The sequence below is a fragment of the Streptomyces sp. NPDC102406 genome (genome assembly GCF_044765725.1).
Classification (GTDB): domain Bacteria; phylum Actinomycetota; class Actinomycetes; order Streptomycetales; family Streptomycetaceae; genus Streptomyces.
The window spans coordinates 1-15,367 of sequence record NZ_JBIWKP010000004.1 but is presented as its reverse complement, the minus strand read 5'-3'; the positions used below and the strand labels follow the sequence as shown (position 1 = coordinate 15,367).

The window sequence follows — 15,367 nt, the reverse complement described above, 5'->3', positions numbered from 1 at the left end:
ACGGCGCCTTCACTGGCCGCATGAGCCGAAACCTCACCTCACCGGGGCGCACGCCGACCCGAGTGGTCCGCGCCCTCCGCGGGGCCGGGCCGTGGAAACGCGGCCGGTTGCTCGCGGCGTCGGCCGTCGTGCTGGGCCTGCTCCTGCTGCTGCACGCCGAGATCCCGGACGGCGCGGGGAGCATCGGCAGCCTGGTGGAGACCTTCCTGCCCTGGCTCGGCCTGTTCGTCCCGGTGCTGCTCGCCGCCGCGCTGTGGCGCCGCTCCGCCTCCGCGGCGCTCGCGCTGCTGCTGCCGGTCTCGGTGTGGCTGCACCTCTTCGGCGGCCTGCTCCCCGACAAAGCACAGCCGGGCAGCGACCTCACCCTGGTCAGCCACAACGTCGGCGCCCAGAACCCCGACCCGGCCGGTACCGCTCGCCTCCTGGCCGCCTCCGGGGCCGACGTGCTGGCCCTGGAGGAGCTGACCGAGGAGGCCGCGGGCACCTACGAGGCACAGCTCGCGGACGCGTACCCCTACCACGCGGTGCTGGGCACGGTCGGGCTGTGGAGCAGGCTGCCGCTGTCCGGCACCCGGCCGGTCGACATCAAGACGGATGTCGGTCCGCTGGGGGAGGCCAAGTCGGCGGCGGCCGAGTTGCCCGACAACCGGGCACTGCGCACCACGGTGGCCACCCGCCAGGGGCCGCTGGCGGTGTACGTCGCCCATCTGGGGTCGGTCCGGGTGGACCCCCGGGCGGGCTTCGGGACGGGCACCCGGGACCGGAACGCGAAGGCGCTCGGCGAGGCCGTCGCCGCCGAGCGGAACGAACGGGTGGTGCTGCTCGGCGATCTGAACGGCACCACGGACGACCGGGCGTTCGCCGCCGTCACCGCAGACCTGACCTCGGTGCAGGACACGGCCGGTGACGGCTTCGGCTTCAGTTGGCCGGCGTCCTTCCCGGTGGCGCGGATCGACCAGATCCTGGTCCGCGGTGTGCGGCCGAAGCGCGCGTGGGTGCTGCCGCGGACCGGCAGCGACCATCTGCCGGTGGCGGCCGGGATCAGTTGGTGACCGGCGGGGCGGGAGGCCGCCGACCGGGGGTCCGAAGACAGGCTCTCGGGGCGGTGATCACCCGTAGAGCGAGCGGGCTCCCGGGCTGTCGCCCTTGAAGCGCTGGCCCGCCGCGATCTCCTCGCCGACCACCGACCAGACGGTCTCGTCGTCCTCGAAGGGGAGCGGGTCGATGCCGCTCGTCTCCTCGCTGATCCGCTCGACCTCGCCCTCCAGGCGCTCGAAGTCGGCCTCCTCGTCGTCCTCGTCGCCGCTGAATGCGAACTCGTAGAGAAGGCGCTGCAACCGCAAGGTGACCTGGACGAGGGAGGAGACGTCCGTGTGGAGTGCGTGGACGGTCTCCTCGTCGGCGTCGAAGGCGTACACCTTGCCGGAACCGGGGTCGAGGGCGAGGTGGGCGTTGAGCAGCCAGCCGATGACGGGCCAGTCGCCCGCGTCCTGCGGGGCGTCCTCGAAGTCCTCGGTGTCGACGACGTCCCCGACGAGGGGCAGCAGGCCCGACTCCTCGTCGGGCTCGCGCAGGAGCAGCGTCCCGGTGGGGACGCCGACGGTCGCCAGGAGGCGGGCGCCCTCGGTACCGGCCGCGGCGGACGGGAAGGCGGTGGCGGGCAGGGTCGCGAGCCGGTCCTCGCCGAAGACGTCGACGAGTTCGCTGCGGGTGACGTCGAAAAGCACTGCCGGAACTCCGAACTCGGCGGCGGCACAAGCGCCGGGGGAATTTCTGGGGCCGCCCTGCTACGGAACGAACTTGTTGTCCGAGGGCGAGAGGTTCATGACTGTATCAGTGCGCCCACCGGAGACACCGTGCTGGTCCCACTGGTCGTGCAGCCACTTGACGTAGGCCCGGTGTTCGCGGTCCTTCTTGTATTTGCTGAGGTTCTCGCCGTTCTCCCCCTTCTCGTGCTGGTCGTATTTCTGGCTGTGGGTGACGTCGAGATGGTCGGGGAATTCCCTGGCGAGGTACTTGTCGCACTTGGGATTCTTCTGGCAGGGCTCACGTTCCGTGTAGAGCTGGCCGACGTTGCCCTCGTGGCCCTTCTTTATCAGCGGGTGTCCGATGGACCGCTCGGAGTGCGCCTCACCGCTGGCCCCGACCAGGATGAAACGATTCCCCTTGCCGTCGTCGTGGAGCGCCGAGGCGTAGTTGCCGCCGGGGACGTAGGAATCGGGGCGTTCGGTGCGGTTGGCGTAGCGGCCGAGCTGGCTGGCGCGGGCCAGGTCGGTGGAGCCGGGCGCGACCTTCGTGGAGGTGACCTTGTTGCCCTTGTCGGGCTTGTTCTTGCGCTGCTTCTCGATGCCCTTGTTGTTCCACGGGTACCAGGCCTTGTCACCGAGGACGTTGTTGACCCCGGAGGAGTCGTCGGGGCGGACGGGGCTGGTGGTCCCGTTGTGGTGCAACTGGCGGATCGAACCGTCGTCGCTGAGAAGGTACATGGGCGTGCCCTCGTCACGCTTCGCCTTCTTGACGTCGACCCTGTCGACCTCGTCGCGGACGTCGTGGTCCTTGCGCTTCTGGTGCCGGGAGGCGGCCTTCACGCGCTCCGGGATGGTGTCGGTGACATGTTCGGCCACCTTGAGGGTGGCCTTCTCCATGCCGTCGATGGCACCTTCGAGGATGCTGTCGAAGGGCTGGGTGAACGAGTCCCTGCCCTTGGTCTTGCCGAAGGACGTCTTGGACCTGGAGAGATGGGTGCCGGACTGGCTGCGCATGTCGCCGCCGTGGCGGGAGACCTTGCCGGCGCCGTCCTCGAACTCGAAGTGGTCGATGACCGTCTTCTTGCCCCCGCTGCCGGAACCGCCGCCGTCACTGTCGTCCGCGGAGGCCAGCTTCATGCCGCCGCCCGGCTTGTCCCCGGGGTTGAAGGCTCCTTCGGCGAGGTCGAGGACCATGTCCGAGACCAGTTCCTCGAGCTTGGCGGTGACAGGCTCGGTGACCTTCGCGATGAGCGCGTCCACGATCTGCTCGACCGCTTCGTCGATGAGCCGCTTCACGACGGTGCGCATCAGCGCGATCTCACCGGCGGCGGCAGCGGCGGAGAGCCCCAACGTGAAGGGGGCGGCGGCGAGTTCGGCGACGATGGTGCCGGCGAGCACGCCCAGTTCGACGCCCGCCTTGACCTTCATGCCGCGGATGATCTCGCCGACCCCGTCGCAGGCGTCCGCGAACAGCCGGGCCACCTCGGGAATCTTCTCCAGGTGGCCGGTCTTCACATGCGACCAGTGCTTCTGCATGGACTCGACGGCCCAGCCCTCGGAGGAGGAGAGGATGCGCTTCACGGCCTTGTCCGCGTCACCGCCGTGGCCCTCGAACTCCTTGGCGAAGTCCCGCATGGACGTCGCCATCTCGAAGTAGTCGTCCTCGTCCACGTTGGGCCAGTTGACCCCGATGAGGTCGAGTGCCTCGTCGATGATGCTCGGCAGTACCAGACCCATGCCCCGTGCGCTCCGTCCACGTCACCTGCTGCAACCCCTGTTCCCCGTGCGACGGGACAGGTTGTCAGGTGCACAAGGGTAACCGGGGACGTGTCACGGTTGTGTGACAGGAGCCCCCATATGGCGCGGACGTGACAGGAGTTGACCGGCCGTCACCGCCACCGTCACCGTGCCCGCATCCGAACGAGGGCCTCGTCGGTCCCCACCACCAGGTCCCCGTCCGCGGTGAAGGCGAGGGCGTGGGCCCGGCTGCCGGGGCGGAAGGTGCGCAGCCGGTCGTCGTCCAGGACGCGGTGCTCCACCAGACCGTCCGCCCAGGCGATCGCGAGGACCAGCCCGGCGTCCACCGTCGCCACCGCCACCGCGCTGACGGGGCACGCGCGCGTGGCCACCGGCTCGGGCATGGGGTCGGTGTGGGGCGCCCACGCCCGTACGGTGCCGTCGGCGCCCCCCGTGTACAGCAGGAGGACGGTGTCGCCCTCCGCGGAGACGGGCAGGGCGGTCCCGGCGACCGCGGTGACGCGCCCCCGGTGCAGAGGGGCGGTACGCGGCTCGGCGCCGACGGTCACCACATGCACCGTCCCGGCGTCGTCACCGAGGACGACATGCGCGGCGGAACCGGTCAGTGCGGTGACCGTCTCCTGCTGACGCCCCGTGTACTCCCGTACCGCGTTCAGGAGTTGTTCCTGCGGGGAGGGGCCGTCGTCGATGAGGGCGGCGAGGCCCGTGGACCTCGCGGACTCGGCGGCGCGCTGGGTGTGCAGCAGGCCGTGCTCGTCCAGGACGCTGAGGGTGCCGTCGCCGTGTTCGGCGGTGGCGTGGGCGCCGGGCGCGGCGTGCGGAAGGCGGCCGACGGAGCGGGCGCTCTCCGCGTCGAGGACGCGGACCGTGCCCTGGTGGTCGGCGACGACGAGCTGCCCCGCCAGGGGGCCGGTGCCGGTCACCAGGGAGCGGACCGGGCCGGGCCAGGGCGGGGTCACGTCACCGCGCACCCGGTGCCAGACGAGGGACCAGGAACTGTCCCGGGCCAGGGATTCGAGCGCGGCGGGCAGTCGGGGATCGGCGGCGTCGCCGAGGGCGGCGAGGAGGACCAGGGCGCGCTCGGCGGCCGGTTGCTCGCGGGTGAGGGAGGCGCCGGCCCGCAGCCAGGCGGCGCGCAACCCGCCGTGGCTCTCCTCGGAGCGCTCGTACGCGGTGCTCACGCTCCAGGGGTCGGCGGCGCAGACCAAGGCGGGATCGTCCAGGTCGATCGGTTCCTCCGGCTCCGATTCCCGGCCCGCGGGGGCGGTGGGGTCGATCGGGTGGGCCGCTTCCCAGGACGCGCGGCGGTCCTCGTCGGTCCATTGCGGCTCGTCCAGGTCCATGAGTGCGCAGGGCCCGGCGGCGAGCGCCCGCGCCCATTCCGTGCCGGAACGGACTTCGACGAGTACCCGGACGTGCTCCAACGAGGCGAGGCGCAGGGCGAGTTCGACGAGCGAGTCGGGGTGCTCGGCCGCGTGCAGTTCGGGCAGCGCGATGACAGTACGGCGCCGGTCGGCGGCGAGCGCGGCCAGCAGGTCGCCGGGGGAGCGGGCGGCGATCGACAACTGTTCGCCGAGCATCCAGGCGGCCGTGGTCGCCGTCTGGCCGGGCAGCGGTACGAAGCCGTGGACGCGGCGCTCGCCGACGGTGCCGGGCCGGGTGCCGTGGGCGATCAGCCAGGCGAGGAGCCGTGACTTGCCGCTGCCCTCGGCGCCGGTGACCACGGCGAGGCCGGGGGCGGCGGGGTCGCCGAGCCAGGAGAGCAGACCGGCCGCGGCGGGCTCCCGACCGGAGGCGGGCCGGGACCAGTGGGTGGCGGGATCGGCGGTCACCGCTGGCCCTGCTGCGCGGCCTGGGTGATGAGCTCCTTGAGGCCTTCCTCGCGGGAGTCGGCGGTGTCGCCGTAGTCGAAGCTGTGCGTGAACTCGGCGTCCGGGAAGACGGCTTGGAGCCAGGCGGCGCAGTAGTGGCCCGGCATCATGCACGGTTCGAGTTCGCAGTAGACGCGGCGGACCTGCTCGGGCTCCACCCCCGCCGAGGAGAGCTGCTGCCAGATCTGCTCCTCGGGGTGCAGCCGCCCGGGACCCGTCTGGGCAGTGACGATCTGCTTGGCGCCGTCCTTGCCGACGTACTCGAAGGCCGACGAGAACGGGAAGTTGAGGGTGTGGCGGACGTCGTCGAGCACCCGCGACCACCAGTTCTCCCGGTCGGCGACGGCCTCGGGGTCGATCTGCCGGATCTCCTGGAGCAGCGCGGCGAACGCCTCGGCGGCGGACCGGAATCCGTCCGACGCGGCGATCACCGGCAGGGCGCGGTCCAGGGCGGCGGCGCAGTGGGTGAAGGCGGCGATGTCCGAGCTGACGAACAGGGGGGCTTCGCCGCGGCCGAGGAAGAGGGCCTGCACGCAGCCGTCGGTGCGGACGCACAGGTGCGCGAGCCGGTCGGTGCCGATGCGGACCCACTCCGCCCAGTCGCCCTGGAGGGCGACACCGCGGTGGCCGGTGAACATCCCGAGGGTGGGCCCGTCGGAGTCGTCCGCCGCGACGAAGTACGGGCCGACGTGCAGCGGCACACCGATGTGCGAAAGGTGGGTACGGGCCGAGGCCGGCACGGTTCCGTAGGAAGCGGGCACGCTGATGCGGCGCAACCCCTGGGGGCCGAACTGGGCGACGGCGGGGTCCGAGGGCAGCTCGGGCATCACAGACCTTTCACGGGGGCGGACGTACCGGCTCCCACCCTATGTGCAGGCGTGGCGGGGGTCGGCTGACGGGGTGGAACCGGCCGCGCTCCCGCGCCGCGGTGGTGCCGGGCACGGGAGCGCGGACGGTCGACGGGTCAGCCGCCGATGTCCGAGTTCTGTGCGGCGGTGACGATGGCCGTCGCGTCCTCGGGCAGCAGGTACCCGGCGTCGACGGACGCCTGCGCGGCCGTGCGCACCTTGCCGACGTAGTCGGCGTGGGTCGGGTAGAGACGGCTCAGCACCGGCTCCGGGGTGGTCGGGAACGACGGGTCGGACGGGTCGCCGTCGTCGTGCCGGTCCCAGCCGTCGGCGTCGGCGTTCCACGGGTCGCGGGCGCCGTACAGACCGCAGAAGACACCGCTGCCGGTGGTGTCACGGGCCCCGGTGAGCGTGCGGGTGGGCACCGTGACGTCCGGCAGGCGGACACCGCCGGTGGCCAGGCCGGTGGCCGGGTCACGCAGCACGGTGCTCAGGAGTTGACCGCTCGGCGGTCGCGCACCGCCCCGCGCCCACGTGGCCAGGTGGCGCAGTGCCCTGTTCATCGCCCAGTGGCCGGGCCCGTCGTTGAAGGGGGCCGACCCGGCGGCGCAGTCGGCCGACGGCGCGGCGTCGCCCGCCGACTTCTGCACCGTGGGATCGCCGAGGTCGTACGCCCACTGGTCGCCGTGCGCGGTACCGGCCAGCTCCCAGTGCACGACGCTGTTGGTGTCCGGCTGGCGTGCGGTCGCGGCGCCCGGCACGTCGGTCTCGGTGAGCACGACGAACGTCGGCACCGACTGGTCGGTCCTGATCCGGGACGGGTTCGGCATCAGCAGGGTGTCCGCGAGCGCGCCGCTGATCGGTGCGGCGACGGCACTGTTGCTGTGCACCATGAAGCCGTCGTAGACCTTGGCCACCGGCTGGACGGCGTTGACGTACGTCGTCATGAAGCCGGCCGACTGCGACTCGCCGTCGGCGAGCAGGGTACGCGCCTGGAGACCACCGAGCGGGTCGGGCCCGTTCGGGGTGCGCAGCGCCTGGCCCGCCTGGGAGAAGATGTCGTAGGCGAAGGCGTCACCGGGGTGGACGAGGCTGCCGTACCGGGCCGGGTCCCAGCCCTTGAGGCCCTTGATCTCGCCCCGCCCGCCGTTGACCCCGACGGCCTGCGCCGAGACACCGACCCACGCGTAGCCCTTGCGCAGCAACTCGTCGCGCTGGAACCAGTAGTCGGGGGAGAGGTCGATCTGGCCGCTGACGTTGAGCCACTCGACGACGACCGTGCCGTTGAACTTCGCGGGGTCGGAGGGGCGGCGCACCAGCAGGCGGCTCTTGTAGGCGGCGGTGCCGGAGGCGCGGACGTTCCACCGGCCGTCCGAGGTCCACAGACCCGACTTGGCGTACGAGGTGGCCGTGCCCGAGATGAAGTACTCGTTCTCGGTGTAGCCGAACGAGCCGAGGTCCTCCGCCGCGGCGAGGAACGGGAAGCCGTGGCTGCCCGCGGGCGGAACGGTGACCGTGGGGTTCGCGGCCACGGTCGGTGACGCCGCGGCCGAAGTGGCCGGCGGGGCGCCGAGGAGGGTGCCGAGGAGGGTGCCGAGGAACAGCGCCCCCAGTGCGGTGACGGTGATGGACCGCCGGGATAACCGAGCGAGTATGCGCACGAGTCGCCTCCGTGAAATGCGTGTCCCTATGAGCTGAGATCGCAGTCTCGAGGCAGCGGGGCGGGGCGCCATCGGCGAATCCACCGGTGTCCCAGGAGCGGTGCGCGGTGACCGGTCATCGCCGATTTCCGACGCGGCGCGCCGGTCGCTGCCGGCACGCCGCGCCATGGAGGGCCCTGTGGCTCTACGGCGACACGCAGCCGATGGAGCCCGCGGGCAGGTTGTTGCCGGTGGAGGTGGCGGTGAAGCCGAAGGTGGTACTGGAGTCGGGGGCGATGACACGGTTGTGGTCGACGTTCTTGACGGTGACCGCGCCGTCCGTGCCGGTGGACAGCGAACCGTTCCACAGACTGCTGATCCTCGTGCCGCTGCCGGGTTTCCATGTCACGGACCAGCCGTTGCGCGGTTCCGTGCCGTGGTTCATCACCTCGACGGACGCCTGGAAGCCGCCGCTCCAGGAGTTCACGACGTTGTAGACGGCCATGCACGAGCCCGTGTGCGGGTCCGTCGGGGTCGGTGTCGGGGTGGGGGTCGGGGTGGGCGTCGGCGTGCCGCCCGGCTCACGGATACCGGTCACCTCGCCGTTGCCGCCGTCGAAGACGATGTCGGAGCAGGAGAAGAAGTTCTCCTGGCTGTCGGAGCGCACCCACTGGATGAACAGCAGGGCGTCGCCCGAGCGACCGGAGGGCAGCGCCAGGTCCCAGGAGTAGTGGCCGCCGTCGGTGCCGGGCGACCCCTGCTGGGGCGGATTGGTGACGGTCTTGATCAGTTCCAGGTCGTTCCAGCCCAGCGCGGACGTCGGTGACCAGCCGGGCTTGGACAGGTAGACCCGGAAGTCACCCGGGTGCGCGGCCCAGTTGCTGTACTGCACCTGCATGGTCTTGCCCGAGGTCAGGTGCGTTCTGGGCCAGTCGGCGCGGGCCGCGTCGTAGGCCGAGAAGTCGTACGGGGACCGGTTGCCTGCGCTGCACAGGGTGCCGTCCGGTACGTAACCGGCGCCCCGGCCGCCCGCCTGGGAGTCGAGCACGGCGAACCAGTTGTACAGGGGGGTCGTGCCGCTCTTGTTCACGGCGTCCCGGCACGCGGGGTTCGTCGGGTCCAGGGCTCCGTTGCCGGTACGGGCGTCCAGGTAGCAGAGGTAGGTGCGGGAGCCGGGCATCATCGCCACTCCGTGCGCCTCGGCCGAACCCTGCCCCAGCAGGGTCATGCCGAGCGCAGCGAGCAGAGTGGCGAAGGCGGCCGTTATCGACAGGAGGGTGCTGCGTCGAGCCATCGTGTCTCCTTCCGGGTCGTACTCGGTCGTGCTCGGTCGTACTCGGGAAGCAGAGGGGAGCGGAACGCGGTGGTGGACGAGGAGGGAGGCCCGCCCGGGGCCCGCCCTGCCTGTCGGCGCAGGGGGGAAGGACGGGCCCCGGGGCGGGCGGGTGCGACAGGTGGTCTGGCTGCGGGTGGGCCGACGGGGATCCGAGCCGCGTCGGCCCACCCGCGATCAATGGCGCGGTCGTCACGCGATCGCGCAGGCGGTTCCGTTCAGGCTGAAGGCCGACGGCTCGGCGAACGTGCCGCTGTACGTTCCCTGGAAACCGAAGGTCTGGCTGCCACCGGCGGCGATGCGCGTGTTGTGCGCCAGGCCGCTCGCCGTGACCGCGCCCGACGACGAGGACAGCGTGGCGTTCCAGGCGTTGGCGACGCGCTGTCCGGAGGGCAGGGTGAACGCGAGTTTCCACCCCTCGACGGGCGCCGTGCCGGAGTTGGCGACAGTGACGTCGGCGGTGAAACCGCCCTGCCAGACGTTCGTGCCGTACGTGACCTTGCAGGCGGTGGAGCCGCCGGGGTCGGTCGGGTCGCCGCCACCACCGGTGTTGACGGTGGAGGAGAAGGAGGTGACCGCGAGCCCGGCCCCGTTCTGCCAGGGCTCGAACCCGGCCTGAACGCTCGTCAGGTACCAACTGCTCTGGGCCAGCCCGCGCGAGACGGCCTGCCGGACGAAGTCCATGACGTCGAAACTCCAACTGGTGATCGTGGAGGGAGCGACGAAGGACAGCACATCGTTGGAGCCGTTGTTGCCGGACCAGACCTGCCAGGTGCGGCCGGCCACGGTGGCCGTCCCGACCTGCGAGCCCACCGGCTGGACCGATCCGACCTTGTTGAACCACACCATGATCTCGGTGCGGTTCACGCCGTCGGTCCTGGGCGTCGGGTCGAGCCAGATGTCGTAGGCGGCGTCGTACACGGCATTGCCGACATAGTTGTAGGAGATGCTCGTGGGCGCGCCGGAGATGCTGCTGAGCCGCGCCGGGAGGTTGGTCCCCGGCGAGCAGTTCGTGTAGTGGCAGCCGTTGAAGACGGACGGGTACGACTTCGGGGCGCCGTTGGTGGGTACGGAGCCGTCGGCCTGGTCGATGCGGAAACCCGTGTCGGTGGCGGTGATGCACTGGGTGGCATCGGTGCCCCAGCGGTTGTTCTGGACGACGTAGCGCCCCTGGATCGTGGTGGATCCGAATGCTTCGCAGAGGGACGTGTCGGCGTACGCCGGGGGAGTGGCGGTGAGGAGCGCGGCCACGAGGGCGACAAGGGTGAGAAGTGCGCCGAACAGGCCACGCGTCGCGCGGGCCGGGTGCGATGACGGTCGCATGCGGGGGGCCTCTCTGGGGGACGGCCGGAGACTTCGCGGGAGCACGCTCTTCGGGGGGTTGGAATGGGAGCGCTCCCAGTCGCAATGTCGTGGGGGACTGTAGAAGCCGTGCATGTCCCTGACAAGGCCGTGGACGGAATGTCGGCGCACCATTTTCGAAGCCCCAGGTCCGGGGCTCGCACGGTGGAGCACACGATGCGGCTACGTCCTGGGAGCGCTCCCGGTACCGTCGCGCGAACGGGAGGTGTGCGCAAGCGGCTCTCAGGCCGAGTCGCGCAGCACCAACTCCGTACGGAGGATGACGTGCCGCCAGGCCACGGCGGGCTCCTCCATCTCCTCCTCCAGGAGCCGCACCAGGGTCCGGCCGATCTCGTCCACCGGCTGCCGGACCGTGGACAGCTTCGGATCCGTCTGCTCGGCCAGCAGGAAGTCGTCGAAGCCGACCACCGCGACATCGTCCGGCACCCGGCGGCCCGCCGCGCGCAGGGTTTCGAGCGCCCCGGCGGCCGTGGTGTCGGACGCGGCGAAGACGGCGTCGATCCCGGGGTGCCGTTCGAGGAGGTCGGCCATCGCCCGGCGCCCGCTCTCCTGGGTGAAGTCGCCCTCCACGACCAGCGACGGCACGTCCTCGACACCCGCGCGCAGCAGGGCCTCGCGGTAGCCGCGCAGCCGGCACTGGGCGACGTACATGTCGAGCGGTCCCGTGATGGTGGCGATGGTCCCGCGTCCGCTGTCCAGCAGATGGGAGACGGCGCTGCGGGCCCCGCCGACGTTGTCCGCGTCGACGTAGGTCACGCACTCCTCGCCCGTACGGCGTCCCAGCAGCACGGTGGGCAGACCGGCGTCCGCGAGCATGTCCGGCAGCGGGTCCTGGGCGCGGACGGACATCAGCAGCACACCGTCGACCCGCCCGCCCCGCGCGTACTCCACGAAGCGCCGCCGCTCCGTGTCCGAGCGGATCAGGGTGAGCAGCAACTGCATCCCGCTGTCCGTCAGGGCGTCGCCGACCGCACGGACGATCTCGCTGAAGAAGGGCTCGCCGAACAGCCGCCAGTCCGTCTCCGTCATCACGAGCGCCACGGCGTCGGCGCGCCGCCCCGCCAGTGAACGTGCCGCCAGATTGGGCACGTACCCCAGCTCGGCGATGGCACGGCGTACCGCGTCCCGCGTCGAAGCACGCACCCCGGCCGCGTCGTTGACGACGCGGGAGACCGTGCCGCGGCCCACGCCCGCGCGGGCGGCCACTTCCTCCAGCGTCGGGACGCCGGGACGCCGCCTGCCCATACCCCACCCCATCCGTCTCCCGCCCGCGATCACCCGATACTACGACCCGGCCGCCCCGGGGTCCGGGCCAGGCGGGGGCGCTTCTTCCGTCGGAGGCGCGGGCCGGGACGGAAGTCCAGGTGACGCCGTCGGGGCCGTGGTGACGGAGCGTGGGAAGACGGGTTACGGTCTGGTGGTGCCTGGGACGGCGGGACGCTGTGCCCTTGCCACGGTCCGCGGGCTTCGTCATGAGCACACGGTCATGGAGATGCAGGCGTGAACCATCCAGACCCCCAGGCGCGAGCCCTCGTTCCGGCCGCCCGCACCGGCCTCACGGAGACGGGGCTCCCGGCAGCGCCCGCCGACAGCGCGCAGGCGGAGATCCGTGCCCTGCGCGACCGCGTGGCCAGCCTGAACAAGCAGCTCCGGGCCCGGCCCGCCGTCTCCTACGCGCAAGGCCTGCTGGTGGGGCGGTACCAAGTCGCCAGTCGGGAAGCGGCGTTCACGCTGCTGCGCGAGGTGTCCCAGCGCCACAACATCAAGCTGCACCAGATCGCGGCTGCCCTCGCCACGATCACCGCCCCCGCGCCGGACGCGCCGCACTGGTTCCCGGGCCGCGCCCACACCCCGGTCCCGAGCCTGCGCGGCCTGGCCCCGTCTCCCCTGGACGCCCGCAACCAGAGCGCGGTGCTGAAAGCCGCCCTGCATCGCGTCCTGGAGGTGACGCACGGACAGGCGGGCAACGTCCAGCTCGTCGAGGCCGGGCTGCTGCGCCTGGCCCGGCACCACGGCCACAGCCCGCTGTTCACGGACTACTTCGCCTTCGTTGAGGGCGGCACGCTGTGCGCGCGGGCAGCCGCGGACGGAGCGCAGGAAACGGTGGGCGACATCGCCGCCGCCCACGACATCTTCCCCGACGAGACCCGTCAGTTCCTGCTGGACACCGGGAGCCGTGCCGTCCACAGCATCCCCCTCATCGGACCGGACGGCACCGCGCGCGGTGTCATCTCCAGCCACTACCACCAGCGCCTGGACGCCGGCCTCACCCGCGACCAACTGGACGCGTTGGACGAACTGCGGCACCAGATCGGCCTCTACCTGCACTGGCACCACCACAACGTCATCCTCGACGCCCTGGAGGAACTGCACCGCAGAGCCGGTGAGCAGCGGCACGGCGGGGCGGAGTAGGAACTCCGGCGTCGCCTGCCACCTCCAGCCCGGAAAGCGTCAGAGAGTTCTCGAAACTTTCGAAGCTTCTGTGCGGATCTCCGATGCTGGAGCGGAAGGCTCCGCTCGGACTCCTCGCTCAGATCGCCGCTAGACAGTGCTTGAGCTGTGCATATGACTCACCCGGCCGGAACGCATGGGTGGCGAATGTTTCGAGAACGCTGTCGAAACTCTTGACAGTTGGCAGGGGCAGATCAAAGCTATCGCCGTCAACCCGGGCTCAACCGCTCCCATCCACCGCACAGGACGAGGAGGAAGCACCCGCATGTTCGACGCACCCGCATCCGCCCCCACCCTCCCCACGCACCGCAGAGGCGAGCACTCCGGGCCGCTCAGCCGTTTCCGGCTGCTCATCAGCAGCGTCTGCGCCACGCTGCTGGTCGCTGTCGCCGCGATGGCGCTGCCCGGCACCGCCCAAGCCGACACGGTCGTCACCACGAACCAGACCGGTACCGACAACGGCCACTACTACTCGTTCTGGACCGACGCACCCGGCACGGTCTCGATGAACCTCGCCGCGGGCGGCAACTACAGCACCTCCTGGCGCAACACCGGAAACTTCGTCGCCGGCAAGGGCTGGGCCAACGGCGGACGCAAGAACGTGACCTACTCGGGCACCTTCAACCCGTCCGGCAACGCCTACCTCGCCCTCTACGGCTGGACGTCCAACCCCCTCGTCGAGTACTACATCGTCGACAACTGGGGCACCTACCGGCCCACGGGAACGTTCAAGGGCACCGTCACCACCGACGGCGGCACCTACGACATCTACAAGACGACCCGCTACAACGCCCCGTCCGTCGAGGGCACCAAGACCTTCGACCAGTACTGGAGCGTCCGCCAGTCGAAGAGGACGGGCGGCACCATCACCACCGGCAACCACTTCGACGCCTGGGCCCGTGCCGGAATGCCCCTCGGTAGCTTCAACTACTACATGATCATGGCGACCGAGGGCTACCAGAGCAGCGGCAACTCCAACATCACGGTCGGCGAGGCCGGTTCGGGCGGCGGCGGCGGCGGTGGTGGCGGTGGTGGCGGTTGCTCCGCGACGTTGTCCGCGGGGCAGTCGTGGAGTGATCGCTACAACCTCAACGTCGCGGTCAGCGGTTCCAACAACTGGACCGTCACGATGAACGTGCCCTCCCCGGCGAAGGTCCTCTCCACCTGGAACGTCAGCGCCAGTTACCCCAGCGCCCAGGTGATGACGGCGAAACCCAACGGCAGTGGCAACACCTTCGGTGTCACCATCCAGCACAACGGCAACACCACCTGGCCCACCGTCTCCTGCACCACGAGCTGACCCCGTCCCTCGATGTGAAGGAGCACGCAGCATGAGAAGCCGCGGAACCGGTCTCTCGGCACGATCCCTGATCAGCAGATCGGCCGTCCTCGCCATGGCTGCCGCCAGCACCCTGACCGTCCAGGCCACCGCTCCCGCGCAGGCCGCCACCTGCAACGGATACGTCGGGCTCACCTTCGACGACGGCCCGTCCGGCAACACCCCGGCCCTGCTCAACGCGCTCACGCAGAACGGTCTGCGGGCCACGATGTTCAACGAGGGCCAGTACGCCGCCTCCAACCCGTCCCAGGTACGGGCTCAGGTCAGCGCCGGGATGTGGGTCGGCAACCACAGTTACACCCACCCGCACCTGACCTCGCTCGGTCAGTCGCAGATCGACTCCGAGATCTCCCGGACCCAGCAGGCCATCGCGGGCGCGGGCGGTGGCACGCCGAAACTGTTCAGGCCGCCGTACGGCGAGACCAACGCGACCGTGAAGGCGGTCGAGGCCAAGTACGGACTGACCGAGATCATCTGGGACGTGGACTCCCAGGACTGGAACGGCGCGAGCACCGACGCCATCGTGGCGGCGGCCGGACGGCTCACCAACGGCCAGGTCATCCTGATGCACGACTGGCCCGCCAACACGCTCGCCGCGATCCCGCGGATCGCCCAAGGGCTGGCCGCGCGCGGTCTGTGCGCCGGCATGATCTCACCGACGACCGGCCGCGCCGTCGCCCCCGACGGAGGATCGGGCGGCGGTGGCGGTGGCGGTGGTAGTTGCTCCGCGACGTTGTCCGCGGGGCAGTCGTGGAGTGATCGCTACAACCTCAATGTCGCGGTCAGCGGTTCCAGTGCCTGGACCGTCACGATGAACGTGCCCTCCCCGGCGAAGGTCCTCTCCACCTGGAACGTCAGCGCCAGTTACCCCAGCGCCCAGGTGCTGACGGCGAAACCCAACGGCAGTGGCAACACCTTCGGCGTCACCATCCAGCACAACGGCAACACCACCTGGCCCACCGTCTCCTGCACCACTAGCTGACACCGTCCCTCGATGTGAAGGAGCACGCAGCATGA

Annotated in this window: 12 protein-coding genes; 4 read left to right on the top strand and 8 right to left on the bottom strand. The window is 70.9% G+C overall.

Annotated elements, in window-relative coordinates:
* The first annotated feature begins 20 nt into the window (after positions 1-20).
* Positions 21-1,052 (top strand): endonuclease/exonuclease/phosphatase family protein, encoded by a 1,032-nt coding sequence (locus ACIRF8_RS18070; RefSeq protein ID WP_404215965.1) that lies wholly within the window; start codon positions 21-23, stop codon positions 1,050-1,052.
* Between the two features lie 57 nt (positions 1,053-1,109).
* Here the strand turns inward: ACIRF8_RS18070 and ACIRF8_RS18065 are convergent, their stop codons facing one another.
* The 8 genes from ACIRF8_RS18065 to ACIRF8_RS18030 all read right to left on the bottom strand — a co-directional run bounded on the left by ACIRF8_RS18065 (position 1,110) and on the right by ACIRF8_RS18030 (position 11,805).
* Positions 1,110-1,727, bottom strand: a complete 618-nt coding sequence (locus tag ACIRF8_RS18065) for an SUKH-4 family immunity protein (RefSeq protein WP_404215964.1) — start codon at positions 1,725-1,727, stop codon at positions 1,110-1,112.
* A gap of 60 nt (positions 1,728-1,787) precedes the next feature.
* Entirely contained in the window at positions 1,788-3,485 is a 1,698-nt protein-coding gene (locus tag ACIRF8_RS18060) for a nucleic acid/nucleotide deaminase domain-containing protein (protein ID WP_404215962.1), read from the bottom strand.
* A gap of 164 nt (positions 3,486-3,649) precedes the next feature.
* Positions 3,650-5,338, bottom strand: coding sequence for a hypothetical protein (locus ACIRF8_RS18055; RefSeq protein WP_404215960.1), 1,689 nt, complete (start codon positions 5,336-5,338; stop codon positions 3,650-3,652).
* Positions 5,335-6,204 (bottom strand): nucleic acid/nucleotide deaminase domain-containing protein, encoded by an 870-nt coding sequence (locus tag ACIRF8_RS18050; protein WP_404215958.1) that lies wholly within the window; start codon positions 6,202-6,204, stop codon positions 5,335-5,337. Before ACIRF8_RS18050 ends, ACIRF8_RS18055 begins: the two co-directional genes overlap by 4 nt.
* Before the next feature lie 137 nt (positions 6,205-6,341).
* Complete coding sequence (locus ACIRF8_RS18045) at positions 6,342-7,886, bottom strand: alpha/beta hydrolase domain-containing protein (RefSeq protein ID WP_404215956.1); 1,545 nt, start codon at positions 7,884-7,886, stop codon at positions 6,342-6,344.
* A 184-nt stretch (positions 7,887-8,070) separates the two neighbouring features.
* Positions 8,071-9,159, bottom strand: a complete 1,089-nt coding sequence (locus tag ACIRF8_RS18040) for a lytic polysaccharide monooxygenase (protein ID WP_404215954.1) — start codon at positions 9,157-9,159, stop codon at positions 8,071-8,073.
* A 231-nt stretch (positions 9,160-9,390) separates the two neighbouring features.
* Complete coding sequence (locus ACIRF8_RS18035; RefSeq protein ID WP_404215952.1) at positions 9,391-10,521, bottom strand: cellulose binding domain-containing protein; 1,131 nt, start codon at positions 10,519-10,521, stop codon at positions 9,391-9,393.
* A 261-nt stretch (positions 10,522-10,782) separates the two neighbouring features.
* Positions 10,783-11,805 carry a LacI family DNA-binding transcriptional regulator gene (locus tag ACIRF8_RS18030; protein ID WP_404215950.1) on the bottom strand — a complete coding sequence of 341 codons (1,023 nt, stop codon included), beginning with the start codon at positions 11,803-11,805 and terminating at the stop codon, positions 10,783-10,785.
* A gap of 255 nt (positions 11,806-12,060) precedes the next feature.
* Here ACIRF8_RS18030 and ACIRF8_RS18025 point away from each other — a divergent pair, with 255 nt between their 5' ends.
* The 3 genes from ACIRF8_RS18025 to ACIRF8_RS18015 all read left to right on the top strand — a co-directional run bounded on the left by ACIRF8_RS18025 (position 12,061) and on the right by ACIRF8_RS18015 (position 15,332).
* Positions 12,061-12,972, top strand: coding sequence for an ANTAR domain-containing protein (locus ACIRF8_RS18025; protein WP_404215948.1), 912 nt, complete (start codon positions 12,061-12,063; stop codon positions 12,970-12,972).
* A gap of 304 nt (positions 12,973-13,276) precedes the next feature.
* Positions 13,277-14,311: a glycoside hydrolase family 11 protein gene (locus tag ACIRF8_RS18020; RefSeq protein ID WP_404215946.1), complete on the top strand. Its 1,035-nt coding sequence runs from the start codon at positions 13,277-13,279 to the stop codon at positions 14,309-14,311.
* Positions 14,312-14,342: 31 nt separating this feature from the next.
* Positions 14,343-15,332, top strand: coding sequence for a polysaccharide deacetylase family protein (locus tag ACIRF8_RS18015; RefSeq protein WP_404215944.1), 990 nt, complete (start codon positions 14,343-14,345; stop codon positions 15,330-15,332).
* The last annotated feature ends 35 nt before the right edge of the window (positions 15,333-15,367 follow it).